The 13,940-nt window shown below is 42.5% G+C and carries 17 protein-coding genes; 5 read left to right on the top strand and 12 right to left on the bottom strand.

The window, feature by feature from the left end; translation table 11 throughout:
- Positions 1-122: 122 nt before the first annotated feature.
- From ADI76_RS07005 to ADI76_RS07015, 3 genes are all read right to left on the bottom strand, one after another.
- The gene (locus ADI76_RS07005) at positions 123-854 is read right to left on the bottom strand and encodes a cyclase family protein (protein ID WP_013903883.1); all 732 of its coding nucleotides are present in this window, start codon (positions 852-854) and stop codon (positions 123-125) included.
- Positions 855-866: 12 nt separating this feature from the next.
- A complete protein-coding gene (locus tag ADI76_RS07010; protein ID WP_049515358.1) occupies positions 867-2,009 on the bottom strand; it encodes a 5-methyltetrahydropteroyltriglutamate--homocysteine S-methyltransferase in 1,143 nt (380 codons plus the stop codon).
- A gap of 161 nt (positions 2,010-2,170) precedes the next feature.
- The gene (locus tag ADI76_RS07015) at positions 2,171-2,383 is read right to left on the bottom strand and encodes a YdbC family protein (protein ID WP_049515359.1); all 213 of its coding nucleotides are present in this window, start codon (positions 2,381-2,383) and stop codon (positions 2,171-2,173) included.
- Between the two features lie 90 nt (positions 2,384-2,473).
- On the opposite strand from ADI76_RS07015, the gene ADI76_RS07020 reads away from it, so the two are divergent.
- The gene (locus tag ADI76_RS07020; protein ID WP_003008097.1) at positions 2,474-2,806 is read left to right on the top strand and encodes a hypothetical protein; all 333 of its coding nucleotides are present in this window, start codon (positions 2,474-2,476) and stop codon (positions 2,804-2,806) included.
- A gap of 15 nt (positions 2,807-2,821) precedes the next feature.
- Here ADI76_RS07020 and ADI76_RS07025 read toward each other — a convergent pair whose 3' ends face one another.
- Positions 2,822-4,108, bottom strand: coding sequence for a peptidase U32 family protein (locus tag ADI76_RS07025; RefSeq protein WP_003002878.1), 1,287 nt, complete (start codon positions 4,106-4,108; stop codon positions 2,822-2,824).
- Positions 4,109-4,204: 96 nt separating this feature from the next.
- On the bottom strand, positions 4,205-5,134 hold the full coding sequence (locus tag ADI76_RS07030) for a peptidase U32 family protein (RefSeq protein ID WP_045759685.1): 930 nt from the start codon (positions 5,132-5,134) through the stop codon (positions 4,205-4,207).
- 129 nt (positions 5,135-5,263) lie between these two features.
- On the opposite strand from ADI76_RS07030, the gene ADI76_RS07035 reads away from it, so the two are divergent.
- A complete protein-coding gene (locus tag ADI76_RS07035; RefSeq protein WP_049507431.1) occupies positions 5,264-5,557 on the top strand; it encodes a DUF3270 family protein in 294 nt (97 codons plus the stop codon).
- Positions 5,558-5,686: 129 nt separating this feature from the next.
- Here ADI76_RS07035 and ADI76_RS07040 read toward each other — a convergent pair whose 3' ends face one another.
- From ADI76_RS07040 to ADI76_RS07080, 7 genes are all read right to left on the bottom strand, one after another.
- The gene (locus ADI76_RS07040) at positions 5,687-6,145 is read right to left on the bottom strand and encodes a YtxH domain-containing protein (RefSeq protein ID WP_049507434.1); all 459 of its coding nucleotides are present in this window, start codon (positions 6,143-6,145) and stop codon (positions 5,687-5,689) included.
- A gap of 14 nt (positions 6,146-6,159) precedes the next feature.
- Positions 6,160-6,543 (bottom strand): DUF948 domain-containing protein, encoded by a 384-nt coding sequence (locus tag ADI76_RS07045; RefSeq protein WP_013903891.1) that lies wholly within the window; start codon positions 6,541-6,543, stop codon positions 6,160-6,162.
- Positions 6,544-6,546: 3 nt separating this feature from the next.
- Entirely contained in the window at positions 6,547-7,329 is a 783-nt protein-coding gene (gene lgt, locus ADI76_RS07050) for a prolipoprotein diacylglyceryl transferase (RefSeq protein WP_049507436.1), read from the bottom strand.
- The gene (gene hprK, locus ADI76_RS07055; RefSeq protein WP_021153591.1) at positions 7,326-8,258 is read right to left on the bottom strand and encodes an HPr(Ser) kinase/phosphatase; all 933 of its coding nucleotides are present in this window, start codon (positions 8,256-8,258) and stop codon (positions 7,326-7,328) included. The genes lgt and hprK overlap by 4 nt, the downstream gene beginning before the upstream one ends.
- A gap of 560 nt (positions 8,259-8,818) precedes the next feature.
- On the bottom strand, positions 8,819-9,100 hold the full coding sequence (locus tag ADI76_RS07070; protein ID WP_003005023.1) for a PspC domain-containing protein: 282 nt from the start codon (positions 9,098-9,100) through the stop codon (positions 8,819-8,821).
- A 74-nt stretch (positions 9,101-9,174) separates the two neighbouring features.
- A complete protein-coding gene (locus ADI76_RS07075) occupies positions 9,175-9,630 on the bottom strand; it encodes a SprT family protein (RefSeq protein ID WP_049515362.1) in 456 nt (151 codons plus the stop codon).
- Positions 9,617-11,773: a Tex family protein gene (locus tag ADI76_RS07080; RefSeq protein WP_080982786.1), complete on the bottom strand. Its 2,157-nt coding sequence runs from the start codon at positions 11,771-11,773 to the stop codon at positions 9,617-9,619. The genes ADI76_RS07075 and ADI76_RS07080 overlap by 14 nt, the downstream gene beginning before the upstream one ends.
- 148 nt (positions 11,774-11,921) lie before the next feature.
- Here ADI76_RS07080 and ADI76_RS11545 point away from each other — a divergent pair, with 148 nt between their 5' ends.
- Genes ADI76_RS11545 through ADI76_RS07090 form a run of 3 tightly spaced genes read left to right on the top strand, consistent with a single transcriptional unit; the run spans position 11,922 to position 13,788 of the window.
- The gene (locus ADI76_RS11545; RefSeq protein WP_003008123.1) at positions 11,922-12,071 is read left to right on the top strand and encodes an SPJ_0845 family protein; all 150 of its coding nucleotides are present in this window, start codon (positions 11,922-11,924) and stop codon (positions 12,069-12,071) included.
- Positions 12,071-12,976: a permease gene (locus ADI76_RS07085; RefSeq protein ID WP_049515367.1), complete on the top strand. Its 906-nt coding sequence runs from the start codon at positions 12,071-12,073 to the stop codon at positions 12,974-12,976. Before ADI76_RS11545 ends, ADI76_RS07085 begins: the two co-directional genes overlap by 1 nt.
- A complete protein-coding gene (locus tag ADI76_RS07090) occupies positions 12,973-13,788 on the top strand; it encodes a TIGR03943 family putative permease subunit (RefSeq protein ID WP_049515370.1) in 816 nt (271 codons plus the stop codon). The genes ADI76_RS07085 and ADI76_RS07090 overlap by 4 nt, the downstream gene beginning before the upstream one ends.
- Positions 13,789-13,940 lie beyond the last annotated feature (152 nt).

Below are 13,940 nucleotides of genomic sequence, written 5' to 3' on the forward strand. Positions count from 1 at the left end.
GAGTAGGGCTGTAAAAGCTGATAAAATCAGCGTAGTAGAGCCCACTCAACCACTGCGTCTTGCCCTACAATCAAAAAACAATTGAGAGGCTAGGACTTTTGTCCCAGCCTCTTTTTCTTTGTTTATGGTAAGATGGCAATGGCACGGACAGGTGAACCAGTTGCCTTGTCCCAGTGAGGGAAAGCAATCGAAATCAAGGCACCTACAGCTGGAACTTGGTCCAATTGGTTCAAGACTTCAACTTGGTAGATATTTTGTTCCAAGAGGTAGTATTCATTGACCAAACCATGCTCTGCTGCTGGAATACCTGCATCGGTATCAAAGGTTTCATGACCCACAGCCTTGACATGGCGTTCATGAATCAAGAATTCCAAGGCTTCACGGCTCCATCCTGGACTTTGTTGAACACCATTTTCATCTAGGTTACGCATAGCATCTTGATCTGGCCAACGTTTTGACCAATCACTACGGAAGGCAACAAAAGCACCCTCAACAATTTGTCCATGCTCTGCCTCAAAGTCTAAGATATCTTGTTTGCTCAAGATAAAGTTTGGATTGGCTGCAACTTCTTTAGACTTGTCGATAACATAAAGTGGCAAGAGAAGATCTTTGAGGTCAATCTCATCCAACCAACGACCCCCTTCTACAAAGTGAATCGGTGCATCAATATGCGTTCCGTATTGACCAACCACTGTAAATTTTTGAACATGGAAACCATCTTTTAATGTGAAAAGATCTTCTTGTTGCAAGGCAGGAAGGGCTGGGAAGTGTGGACTTTCCGCATTGATTTGGTGACTCAAGTCCACCCATTTTTTAGCTTGCAATTCTTTATAAATACTTAGTAAATCTGACATGTTTCTTCCTCCTTATTCGCCCCAAACTTCAGCGACAATTTCTTTAATCAAACCGATTTTTTTCCATTGGTCTTCTTCTGTCAAAATGTTTCCTTCTTCTGTCGAAGCAAAGCCACACTGAGTAGACAGGTAAAGATTTTCCAACGGTACATACTGACTCGCTTCTTTAATACGAGCAATCACTTCGTCCTTGTTCTCCAATTGACCACTCTTAGATGTCAAGAGGCCTAACACCACTCCTTTACCAGGGGTTACTTCTGCAAGTGGTTCAAAACCACCAGCTCGATCAGTATCAAACTCTAGGAAGTAAGCATTGACGGCTTCTTCTCCAAGGAGTTCTTTGGCAATCGGCGCATAGCCACCTGATGAAGCCCAAGTAGAATGGAAGTTCCCACGACAAACGTGCGTATTGACGGTCAAACCAGCTGGAACATTTTGGTAGACATCGTTGTTAAAGGTCAAGAAGAGATCAGCGAGTTCTCGGCGAACCTCATCTTTTGACTTGCCTTGAGCTGCTCCCCAAGCCGTCAAGAAATTATCATCTACCAAGACACCCCACGTACAGTCATCTACTTGAAGGGTCCGAAGTCCTGCATCATACAAATCTTGAATCACTTGAAGATAGGCTTGCTTGATATCTTCACGAACAGCCGCAAAATCAGGATAGATGGTATTCAATTGTTCTACATGTTCTGCATCACGGATCAATTCAAAATAGAATTGCGCAGGCGCTGGAATGGTATATTTAGCCTCTACACCATCTACATCTGCCACAAGATCCCTCAAAAACTTGTAATGCTCTACAAATGGATGATTGGCTCCTGTGATTTTTCCAACGACAAGTGCTGAGTCCGCCTTGGTTGTTTTATCATGGAATTGATAACCTTGAGCAGCTTGGACATGATCAATGCCACCAAAGCCCCAGAAGAAATCCAAATGCCAATAAGCACGGCGGAATTCTCCATCTGTTACTGACTTCAGACCAGCAGCAATTTCTTTTTCAACAAGGTCACGAATCGCCTGATCCTCTACTTTTGTTAAGTCAGACTGACTGATTTTTCCAGCTGCGAAATCTTCACGAGCTTGAACCAAAGCTGCTGGACGAAGAAATGAACCAACATGGTCTACGCGATAAGGTGCATGTGTATGTGTCAATATGATTCCCTCTTTCCTATAAGTTTTACATTAATTCATCAATGCAACCATTATAGCAGTCCAATACCTGATAAACAAGGGTTTGGGATAATCTAATATCTTTGATATCTATATAGCCTTAGACTATAACAAAAAAAGAAGTCCTTGAAGGACCCCTTTTCTTAATTTTTAAATGCATCGAGCATGACTTGGAACTCTTCGTTCGTGAGTGTAATGCCTTTTCCCATCTTTGTATGGTCGGGACTCCAGGTCCGGATATCATACTTAGCAGGAGCACCATTAAAACTCACACGGTTCAATTCTTTGGTCCAACCCTTGTCATTTTCTGACAAGACCAGTAAATGTTCTTCGATTTGGAATGAAAATTCTGTCATTTCACGACTCCTTTCTTGCCTTCTCATCTCTAATATTCGTAAATCATTTACAAAATCGTTGAAATTATCTATAATATATTGTATCAAGTTATGGAGAATTTAGCTATGAAAAAATTTCTCGAGATCGTTAAAGACCGAGCAAATGAATTTTTCAATGGAAAAGTCAGTACCCCTGCCCCATTAGAAGATGAGAGAATTATTGACATCATTCAACAAGCACTGCGAAAAAAACAAGGGGTACATGTTATTTTTTCAAACAAGAGTTTTACAGGCGACATTGTCAAGTATGACCAAGAGCGCCGACAACTGATCGTGAAAAATTTCAAGAAGAGTATGTCCACGATTATTCGGATTTCTGAGATCCAGAAAATCAGTTTGGTCCCCAATAACATTCGCATCGCCCAACAAAAAGGAGAGGTTTAACCCTCTCTTTTTTTGTTATACTCGAACAGTTTTACTTGCTCCATCTTTTGAGTAGAGATTGATTAAACCTTCCTGGCAAGAACGAATCATATCTCCTGGCTTGACTTCTTGTGGAACGGTGATCGTGAGAAGCTCCATCGGATTTGGTGCGCGATCAATCTTCACTCCATCCTTATCATGCAAGTCTTGGATCTGGCATTCAAAATGACGGAAGCCTGGTCCGTAGAATTCCACTTGGTCGCCTTCGTTGATGACATTCCGTTGGCGAATCGTCGCAGTCATGGTAGATGGATCAAAGTCAACCACTTCTCCTACAAATTTGTATTGAGGAATCTTACGACGTGCCCCAAACAATTGTTCATTTTCAGTCGGTGTTTGGTAGTAGAATCCAGTTGCTAATTCACGTTGAGCAACCTTCCACAATTCATTGATCAAATCATCCTTGATGGCATAAAAGGCTTCTGGACTTTCCATATAGGCATCACAAGCTGCCTTGTAACAGTTGGCTACTGTTGATACGTAATGGACAGATTTCATCCGGCCTTCAATCTTCAAGCTATCAACCCCATTGTCAATCATGTCTGGAATATTTTCGATCATACACATGTCCACGGCTGACATAGAGTATTCTTCTGGGACTTGTCCTTTGATACTCTTGCGTTCTTGGCCAAATGGCATATCGTAGAGATCGTATTTCCAACGACAAGATTGAGAACAACCACCACGATTGGCATCCCGGTCAGACATGTGGTTAGAAAGGGTACAACGTCCGGAATAGGAAATACACATGGCTCCATGAACGAAGGCTTCGATCTCAAGATCGGTACGCTTACGAATCTCAGCCAACTCTTCCATGGATACCTCACGGGCCAAGACGACACGAGTCAGGCCATATTCTTTCCAGAAATGGAAGGTCTCCACGTTGGTTGCAGAAGCTTGCGTAGACAAGTGAATATTGAGGCCAGGTGCATAGGTTGCACAGATTTCAATCAAGGCCGGGTCTGAGACGATCACGGCATCAAGGCCCATATCCCGTAATTCACGGAACCACTCACCAGCCCCTTGTTCATTTCCCTCATGGGTCACCATGTTCGAAGCGACGTGCACATCTACTCCACGGGCATGAGCATATTCGATACCTTCACGAAGCTCATCCATGGTGAAGTTTCCGGCACGGCTACGTAAACCATAGGCTTGTCCACCAACGAACACAGCGTCAGCCCCATAATTAACGGCAACTTTTAATTTTTCTAATGTTCCAGCAGGTACCAAAACCTCTGGACGTTTTTTTGTATTTGTCATGTTTTCTCCAATTTACAAGATTGTCGATATGATGAATAGCCTCTTCGTTCCCTGAAAAAGGAAAACTCACAAACGAAGAAGCCCTAGTATTATTTGTTATTTTACACGATCTGGTTCATAATCGTAGAAACCAGTATCCAAACCACGATTAGCTGGATGCAATTTGCGGATTTCTTCATCAAACAGATAGGCTTGATCCTGTGTAAATGTTCCTTTTTGAATCAAATCACGGGCCTTGACAAAGTACTCTGTAATCTTGACAAAGTTTTCACCCGGACAGTAGACACCATCGAGTTTCCAATGATCAAAGCCATGTTCAACCAACTCAGACAATTTGGTCATCATATTCAAGTCATTATTTGAGAAGATATGGGTTCCATGTTTGTCCTCGTAGACCGAATAATGAGAATTGGGATCTCCTGGCTCGGCCAAGAACAGATCCCGATCTTTGGTCACAGACTCTTCTGTCTTGATAAAGTTGTAATAATTCTGAAGAAGCGGTCGTTTCGAATGGTGAATAATGCTAGCACCATAGACCAAGACTTCTGCTGGAATCTGAAGATTCTCAGCCATTACGAATAATTCGGCAGATGGAATCTCACGAGCCAAAACAGCCTCAGAAGCTCCTGCTTGTTTTCCCCAGAAGTTGATCTGGCGGCTAGAAGTGACCATGGTAGAAGCATCGTAAATCGTTTTGAATGGATAGCCATCTCGTTTCAAGACATAAAAAACGCCCGCATCTCCGACAGTAATATAATCAGCTTGAATTTCCTTTAGAAAATCTAGGAAAGGCTTGATTGAATCCATCATCGATTGGTGCATGAGTGCATTTACAGCCACTGTCAATTCTTTGCCAGCAGCATGGACCAGTTGAGCAATTCGATTTATTTCGTCATAGCTTAAAGTTTGAGGCAATCGTAATCCGTAATCTTTTTCACCGACATAGATTCGGTCAACCCCTGCATCAATCAGGGCTTGCGCTTGCTCAACACTCTCTGCTGTTGCTGTAATAATAATATTTTTCATAGAACCATTATAACAAAAATTCCGATATTCTAGAAAAAATTATTCATTTTGTAAAATTTGTAACATTTTTGTAACATTTATATAGCTGAATTCATGATAGAATAATAGAGTACTGTTAGGAGAGAGAAAATGCCCGTAAGAAATTTAAGACACTATGATGAAAAATTCGATTATATCGAATTAACTAAACAAACCCAAGAATCCCCTGTTCAGGACTATGCTCCTGAAGTTGAACCCGCGCCTCAATTAAGTGAATTGCTATATTTTTTGAATATCGCTATTTTCTGTGTGTTGACAGTTGTATTTAGTTTTATCTTTTTAGCAACGAAAATGAATACCTTCTTTGCGTTTGCCTTAGCGATTGGTTCTAGCTTTGCTAGTATTCAAGGGTTCCGAATTTACTACAATAAACGAAAAAAATAAAAATCAGGTTCGCCTGATTTTTTTATTTACTCGAATTTTTTTAATTGGAATAACAATTGGAAGACAAAAGCTAACTCCAATTGATCAGGTAATTTCCATAAAAAATGAGGCTCAGTGAGCCTCATTTTTTTATGCTTCTTTTGTTTCTTCTTCAGCTGCTTCTTCAGAATCTTTTTCATCCAACTCTAACACGATGTCTTCTGATTCTGTTTGTTTGCGAATGGATTGAACCAAGTCATTGCCACTTAGATTTTCTTTTTGAAGTTTATCCTTAAATGAGTGAAAGACTTCTTGAGATTTTTCAACCACATCTTGCGTCTTTTCTTTGACAGACTCCAAAACAGTTCCTGTCGTAATTTCTCCAGAACCAACTTTTTCTTTGGTTTGTTGGATCACTTCTGCTGCTTGTTTGGAAACATCCTTAGCAGTTTGTTTAACCGATTCATGTACTTCTTGAGGATCTTCTTGATAATCTTTTACGAAGCGCACCACTTTTTTAGTGACTTTCTTTCCTTGCTCAGTTGATAAATAGTAGGCTGCTGAAGCACCTGAAATCACACCAATTAATAAACTAGATAAACGTCCCATATTCTTCCTCGATTCTATTTAAATAATTTTGAAGCCATCTTAATCGCTTTTAATCCGATAGAGGCTTTCACTGTTTTTCCACCAGCTGACACTGCTTTGACACTCAATTGACGGGCTTGATCATTCAAATCTGAAACTGACTCGGAAAGATCCGCCACGGCTGTAAAGAGTGGGTCAATTGTTGCAACTTTTTGATTCAAATCATCCGTTAAAACATTGACTTTTGCCAATAGATCATTGGTCTGATGCAAGGTGACATTGACATCTGATGTCAAAACTTGGATGGTTTTTTGCGTCTCATCTACAACTTTTCCAATCTTTGAGAGGAAAAAAATCATATAAATGACAAGCGCTACTAAGGCAAGGCCTAAGAGGCCGTAGGCAATTTCAATAAACATATATTACTCCTTTGCTTCTACATAATAAGGGGCTTTTTTGCGACGTTGGTAGATGATGATGGCGAGTCCAACTAGAATCAGGATCATCGACAACCACTGGGAAACACGTAAGCCCGCAAACATCAGGCTATCTGTCCGCATTCCTTCGATGATCATCCGACCAAATCCATACCAGATAAGGTAAAAGGCTGTGATCTCACCTTGCCGCAAAAATTGGGGCTTCCTCCGAAGAATCAAGATCAAGAGAAATCCTAGCAGATTCCAACTGGATTCATATAAGAAGGTTGGCTGACGGTAACTACCATCTATATACATTTGGTCTCGAATAAAAGAGGGCAGGTAGTTGAGACTTTTAACAGCAGCTCCATAAGCTTCCTGGTTAAAGAAGTTTCCCCAACGACCAATACTCTGTGCAATCATGACGCTTGGGGCCGCAATATCTAAAAAGTCGATCGGTTCAATCAAACGTCTACGAGAGAATAGATAGAGGACAAGAGCACCTGTCAAGAGGCCACCATAAATCGCGATTCCTCCGTTCCAGATCGCAAAAATCTCACCAAGGTGCTGGCTATAGTAGCCCCATTCGAAAATAACGTAATAGAGTCTGGCCCCCAAAATCGCAAGCGGAAAGGCGATCAAAATAAAATCAATGATAGCATCTGGATCAATTTTTTTACGGGGCGCTTCTTTCATGGAAAGATAAACAGCTAGAATCAAGCCAGAGACAATACAAATTGCATACCAACGAATACTGATCGGACCTAATTGAAGGGCTACTGGATTCATTCCTTCACCTCATTTTGACTAATCAACTGGGACAAACGTTCTTCAAAAGTTTTGGTAGCATCATAGCCCATTTCTTTGGCCCGAACATTCATAGCTGCTGCTTCGATCACGACCGAAATGTTCCGACCAGTCTTCACAGGGATGCGAATCCGAGGAATGGTCACGCCACCGATTTCCAACTCTTCTGCATTATTACCAAGACGATCATAAACTTGATCCTTAGCATAATTTTCCAAGTAAACGGCGATTTGGACTTGTGAAGAATCCTTGACAGCACTGGCGCCGTAGAGACTCATGACATCGATAATCCCGACACCACGGATCTCTAGTAAGTGGCGTAGGATTTCAGCTGGCTCTCCCCAAAGGGTCATCTCGTCTCTCGCATAGATATCGACTCGGTCATCAGCTACGAGGCGATGACCCCGTTTGACAAGTTCCAGACCTGTCTCGCTTTTTCCGATTCCGCTATCTCCTTGGATCAAGACACCCATCCCATAAATATCCATCAAGACACCGTGTACACTCGTACGTTCTGCTAGCCGACTATCCAAATAGCTAGAAAGCTCTCCAGATAAACGACTGGTCGCAACATTGCTCTTCAAAATAGCTAGTTGCTTCTCTTCAGCAGCACGCAACATTTCTTCTGGAATTTCTAAATTCCGCGCGACAATGATGACAGGTGTCTCTGGCTGGAACATCTTGCGCAGGACCTGATGACGGTTGTGAGAGCTCATCTTCACCAGGTAGGACCATTCTTTCATTCCTACAAGCTGAATCCGCTCAGGTGTGTAATAGTCGAAATAGCCCGTCATTTCAAGACCTGGACGTGAAATGTCCGCAGTCGTAATTTCCTTGCTCAAGAGTTTATCATCCCCATAAACAACCGATAGACGAAGCTTTTCCTGTAGATCGCGAACAGTAACTGCCATATCATTCTCCCTTTTCAAATTCTCTCTCTATTATAGCAGATTTTCTCTTCAGACGAGAGACTGAAGTGTCATTTGAAAGATCCATTTTCAACTCCTTTTTAAGGCAAGCAAAAAGAGGCCAAGACAAAGGTCTCCAACCTCTAGGAAATGATGGGAACATATGAAGAATGCTCTAGCCTTGGCCTTGCAAGAAATCTTTGATCATAGATTTGATTCCGGTAGAGACCGCATAGACCACCGCATTTGAAGGAAATGCGATCAAGCCTAGCATAAAGGTGGTAGGTCCTCCCCCCCAGCAAGGACAAAACCAGATACAAAATCGGAAGAAATAAAATCGAAAACCGATAAATTTGTGGTTTTCTAGCCATTTCTGTTGGCAGAAACAAGAGGTAGAAGAGACTATTCCAAATGCCCAGTGGAAAAAGGAGCATTCCGATCAAAACTGTTCCAACTCCTTCGCCAAAAAAACGATTTAAAATGAAAAACTGTCCTATAAAACTGAAGAAGAGATATAGAATAAAAGCAAGGGAATAGAACTTCTGCTTCACTCAAATCTCCTTTTAGAAGAACGGACTATCATTCTGATCATGGATGGGTTCGGCCTCTTTTCTTCGACGAGGTCGAGGGCCATAGTCAAACATTTCCTGCTCCTCCTCGTCCTTATAAGGCAAGGTCGTATCTAACAGTAAATAGATAATCACACCGATAAAGGCATGAGAAACCGTAAAAAGAATAAACAAGAAGCGTAGGAGAGTTACACTAAGACCAAATTTATCGGCTAAGCCAGCTAGCACACCTGAAACCAGGCGATGTCGTTTTAATTTGTAAAATGATGATGTCATTTGATTTTCCTCTTTCTAGTTAGACCTATTTTAGCAGAGTCGAACTGGAAAGAGATCCGCCTAAAGACCGATTCTTACTCTTGTCTCATTTCAAGGAATTGCAGGCGGCTGTGACAGCGACCGCAGGCATATTTCTTCAGATCGATTTTTCGCTTTCGTCTATACTCTTGGCCACAACGGGGACATTGATAGAGATAGATCCGCTTGACTCGCCCAGCTCTATCTGGTAGAGGAGGTGTGAAACGAAGACCGTCCACTTGCTGGAGGAGTTGCTTAAAGTCTAGATCTTTGTGGCGATAGCCTTTACCTTGATCGTAAAGATGGTAATGGCAGAGCTCGTGGCGGACGATTTTGCGAAAGACCTCTAACCCGAAAACTTGGTATATTTTCGGGTTAAAATCAAGGTGTCGATCCTTGGGGAAGAAACGACCTCCAGTAGTTTGAAGACGTGAATTCCACTCTGCTCGATGACGGAATTCTCTCCCAAAATCTTCCAGGGATACTTGACGCACAAACTCAGTCAGATTCATTCGGAGCTACCAAACTGAGATTGACTTTTTCGCGTTCCACATCAATCTTCTTCACCCAGACGGTAACCAAATCACCTACTGAGACGACCTGGCTTGGATGCTTGATAAACTGCTTGCTCATATGGGAGATATGAATCAAGCCATCTTCGTGAATGCCAATATCGACAAAGGCTCCAAAGTCAACCACATTGCGCACAACCCCTTCTAATTTTTGGCCAATATGCAGGTCTTTAATATCCAAGACATCCTGACGGAGCACAGGTGCATCAAAGGAATCCCGCAAATCGCGACCTGGTTTTAGGAGATCGGCAATGATATCTTTTAGGGTTTCTGGTCCCAGATCCAGCTGAGTAGACATCTCCTTTATGTTCACAGCTTTTAATTTTTCCTGAGCGGATGCATCGAGGTCGGTCATTTCAAGAAGTTGAAAAAGTTTTTCAACTTCCTTATAACTTTCAGGGTGAACGCCGGTATTATCCAAGATGTTTTTACTTTCAGGAATGCGTAAGAATCCAGCCGCCTGCTCGAAAGCCTTGGCGCCGAGGCGAGGCACTTTTTTAATCTGTGCTCGTGAAAGAATCATTCCTTCTTCTTCCCGGTATTTCACAATATTTTCAGAGATGGTTTTATTGAGTCCCGCTACATGCGCTAAGAGAGAGGGACTAGCCGTATTGATATTGACCCCAACTTGGTTGACGACAGTATCTACTACGAAATCCAAGCTTTCTGTCAGTTTTTTCTGATTGACATCGTGCTGGTATTGACCCACACCGATAGATTTGGCATCGATTTTCACCAATTCTGCTAGCGGATCTTGCAAGCGACGGGCAATGGAGATGGCCGATCGTTTTTCAACGGTTAGCTCTGGGAACTCATGACGGGCCAATTCACTAGCTGAGTAGACAGAGGCTCCGCTTTCATTGACAATAACATAGCGAACTCCTGGATGGTCATGAAGGACCTCTGCGACAAAGGCCTCACTTTCACGGCTAGCTGTTCCATTTCCAATTGCAATAATCTCTACGCCAAACTCCTTGATCAAGGAGGACAGATCCTTTTTAGCCTGCTCGATCTGAGCTGGTTTTGCAGGTGCAACTGGATAGATGACCTGGGTAGCGAGCATCTTTCCTGTCTCATCGACAACAGCTAGTTTAGCACCGGTCCGAAAGGCTGGGTCAAATCCAAGGACCACGCGCCCTTTTAATGGAGGAATGAGCAATAGATTCCGTAGATTTTCAGAGAACAATTGAATGGCCCCGTCTTCTGCCACCTCCGTCAACTCTGTCCGAATCCGACGTTCAATCGCAGGTACGATTTTTTTCTTAACCGCCTGCTGAATAACCTCATCCACATAGGCATTTTTCGTTTTAAAACGAGCCTCAAAAATACGAATGATCCGATCCAGTTGATGCTCGAATCCAACTTTGAGAACGCCCAATTTTTCCCCACGATTGAGCGCCAGGGTCCGGTAGCCTTGCATACTCTTGATCTTCTCAGAAAAATCATAATAGATTTCAAAGGTTCTCTTAGGATCTAAGCTTTCATCCTTCAAAGTTGACGACATGAGGGAATGCCCATGAATTTCTTGATAGGTGAGGGCCCGTAATTGGGTATCCTCTGAAATAGCCTCTACCAGAATATCCACTGCACCAGCTAAAGCCGCAGTTTCAGTTGGGAAGGCCTCACAGGTAAATTTCTGAGCCTCTGCTTCCAAGTCTGGACTATTTTGCAAAATGAGACGTGCCAAGGGGAAAAGTCCTGCTTCTCGGGCAATCGTCGCCTTGGTCCGCCGTTTTTCCTTATAAGGGAGATAGAGCTCTTCAACATCCGCTAATTTTTCAGTAACTTCAATAGCCTGCTTGAGCGCCTCTGTCAGTTTACCTTGTTCCTCAATCTTAGCAAGGACGGTTTCCTTTCGTTCAGCCAGAGCCGTTAAGGATTTGTCCCGGTCAATAATGGCCTTGATCGCTACTTCATCTAAATTTCCCGTCATATCTTTTCGATAGCGGGCAATGAAAGGAATGGTTGAGCCTTCTGCGGTCAGACTCAATACGGTATCGATTTGTTTTAAGCTAACACCCAATTCTTGGGCTATTTTTTCATATTTATCCATAGCTTCTATTATAGCATATTTTGCTGCCATCAAGGGGTGAGATCGCCTGTTCTGGTCTCTGTTTCAGGGATTTTTCATAGAATAATTTTGACCCTATGGATCTTTCCTTTTATGCTCCATTTCCCCCTTGCTCTTTCCTTTTTGTTATAATGAAAGAAAATAAAAAGGAGGCCCAACAATGGCTATTAAATTCTCAAAAACAGATGATCTTGATAAAATGTTTGAAAACTTTGCAAGTTTTCCAGATGTAGAAAAAACAGTCGAATTCCCCGAAGAAAAAAAGAAGGCAGAAACTGCTACAACTAAAGAAGCAAAGAAGGTTAAGTAATGACATTCTTTCAACACCTTCCCTCTAGCGTCTTGCAGGCTGGGGCTATTTTTCTCTCGATTATTATCGAGGCCCTACCGTTTGTCCTAATCGGAAGTATCATTTCAGGGATTATTGAGGTCTATATCACCCCCGAGAGGGTCTACCGCTTTCTTCCCAAAAATAAATTTGGGCGGATCTTCTTTGGGACCTTTATCGGCTTTATCTTCCCTTCCTGTGAATGTGGAATTGTTCCCATTATCAATCGCTTTCTAGAAAAGAAAGTCCCAAGTTATACTGCTGTTCCCTTTTTGGTGACAGCACCGGTCATCAATCCCATCGTTCTCTTTGCGACCTACTCAGCCTTTGGAAATTCTATCAAGATAGCCCTCTACCGCGCCCTTGGTTCCCTACTGGTCGCAACAGTTCTAGGGATCTTTCTTGGTTTTATTCAGACAAATTCGATCCAAAAAGAACATCGTAAGGCTGTACATGAACATGATTTTAGGGACTTGAGCAAAGGTCAAAAGCTTTTCCAAGTCTTGGTGCAAGCCATTGATGAATTCTTTGATACGGGACGCTACCTGGTATTTGGTTGCCTCTTTGCCAGCCTCGTCCAAGTCTATGTCCCAACACGGATCCTCACTTCGATCAGTGCGACACCGGTTATTGCTATTCTCCTTCTCATGGTCTTGTCCTTTCTCCTCTCACTTTGTAGCGAGGCGGACGCCTTTGTTGGATCCTCTCTTCTCACGAGTTTTGGAGTAGCGCCTGTTCTTGCCTTTCTGGTGATTGGGCCTATGCTTGATGTCAAAAATCTCCTCATGATGAAAAATTATCTCAAAACCCGTTTTATCTGGCAATTTATCGGGATTGTGAGTGGAGTTGTGCTCCTTTATGCTTGGTTTGTGGGGGTAGTGCTATGATTCGTTTCTTGATATTAGCTGGCTATTTTGAGCTCACTATGTACCTGCAATTATCTGGTAAGCTCAATCAATACATCAACTTACACTATTCTTACTTGGCTTATATTTCCATGTTCTTGTCCTTTGTTTTAGCTCTTGTGCAGCTGATCATCTGGGTCAAGCAGATGAAGATCCACAGTCATCTCTCTAGCTTCTGGGCAAAAGTGGCGAGTATTTTCTTGCTCTGTATTCCTTTATTTGTCGGGCTATTTTTCCCTACAGTGACACTGGATTCCCAAACAGTCTCTGCCAAAGGCTACCACTTCCCGGTTGCTGCTGGTTCTTCCAAGGAAATCCAGCAGGACGAAGGAACAACTACCCAGTATCTCAAACCAGATACTAGTAGCTATTTTACCAAGTCAGCCTATGAGTCAGAAATGAAGCAGGCGGCAAAGAAATATGTTGATAAAAAAGTGATCCAGGTGACCACTGAGAATTACATGGAAGTCATGGAAGTTATTTATGATTATCCTGACCAATTTGCAGGAAAGACGATCGAGCTGACCGGTTTTGTATACAATGACCCCAATAACAAGGACAGCCAATTCCTCTTTCGCTTTGGGATCATCCACTGTATCGCAGATTCCGGAGTCTACGGTCTCTTAACGACAGGTGCTCCGCAGCATTTCGAAAACAATACTTGGATCCATGCGAAAGGAACCTTGTCCATTGAATACCACAAGCAGCTCAAACAAAGCTTGCCTGTCCTCCACATTAGCGATTGCCAGACCATTACAAAACCAGCCAATCCTTATGTCTACCGCGTATTCTGATGGATTCACCAAGTTTCTTCGGTGGTCGATCCAAACATTTTATAACAGCTCAAGCTAGAATCCACATTGGTTCTAGCTTTTTCTATGCTTTCTTCTCAAATCACCTAATCCAAGCGGAAAATATTCGGAACAACGATTCAATCAAAGAAATC

Origin of the sequence: Streptococcus parasanguinis, from assembly GCF_001074805.1 — a bacterium.
In the GTDB taxonomy this organism is placed as follows: domain Bacteria; phylum Bacillota; class Bacilli; order Lactobacillales; family Streptococcaceae; genus Streptococcus; species Streptococcus parasanguinis_A.

Bases quoted from the DNA above. Each gene is read 5' to 3' on its own strand.
- ADI76_RS07005 (WP_013903883.1), bottom strand. From the start codon at position 854: ATGTCAGATTTACTAAGTATTTATAAAGAATTGCAAGCTAAAAAATGG.
- ADI76_RS07015 (WP_049515359.1), bottom strand. From the start codon at position 2,383: ATGACAGAATTTTCATTCCAAATCGAAGAACATTTACTGGTCTTGTCA.
- ADI76_RS07020 (WP_003008097.1), top strand. From the start codon at position 2,474: ATGGAGAATTTAGCTATGAAAAAATTTCTCGAGATCGTTAAAGACCGA.
- ADI76_RS07025 (WP_003002878.1), bottom strand. From the start codon at position 4,108: ATGACAAATACAAAAAAACGTCCAGAGGTTTTGGTACCTGCTGGAACA.
- ADI76_RS07030 (WP_045759685.1), bottom strand. From the start codon at position 5,134: ATGAAAAATATTATTATTACAGCAACAGCAGAGAGTGTTGAGCAAGCG.
- ADI76_RS07035 (WP_049507431.1), top strand. From the start codon at position 5,264: ATGCCCGTAAGAAATTTAAGACACTATGATGAAAAATTCGATTATATC.
- ADI76_RS07040 (WP_049507434.1), bottom strand. From the start codon at position 6,145: ATGGGACGTTTATCTAGTTTATTAATTGGTGTGATTTCAGGTGCTTCA.
- ADI76_RS07045 (WP_013903891.1), bottom strand. From the start codon at position 6,543: ATGTTTATTGAAATTGCCTACGGCCTCTTAGGCCTTGCCTTAGTAGCG.
- lgt (WP_049507436.1), bottom strand. From the start codon at position 7,329: ATGAATCCAGTAGCCCTTCAATTAGGTCCGATCAGTATTCGTTGGTAT.
- hprK (WP_021153591.1), bottom strand. From the start codon at position 8,258: ATGGCAGTTACTGTTCGCGATCTACAGGAAAAGCTTCGTCTATCGGTT.
- ADI76_RS07070 (WP_003005023.1), bottom strand. From the start codon at position 9,100: ATGACATCATCATTTTACAAATTAAAACGACATCGCCTGGTTTCAGGT.
- ADI76_RS07075 (WP_049515362.1), bottom strand. From the start codon at position 9,630: ATGAATCTGACTGAGTTTGTGCGTCAAGTATCCCTGGAAGATTTTGGG.
- ADI76_RS07080 (WP_080982786.1), bottom strand. From the start codon at position 11,773: ATGGCAGCAAAATATGCTATAATAGAAGCTATGGATAAATATGAAAAA.
- ADI76_RS11545 (WP_003008123.1), top strand. From the start codon at position 11,922: ATGGCTATTAAATTCTCAAAAACAGATGATCTTGATAAAATGTTTGAA.
- ADI76_RS07085 (WP_049515367.1), top strand. From the start codon at position 12,071: ATGACATTCTTTCAACACCTTCCCTCTAGCGTCTTGCAGGCTGGGGCT.
- ADI76_RS07090 (WP_049515370.1), top strand. From the start codon at position 12,973: ATGATTCGTTTCTTGATATTAGCTGGCTATTTTGAGCTCACTATGTAC.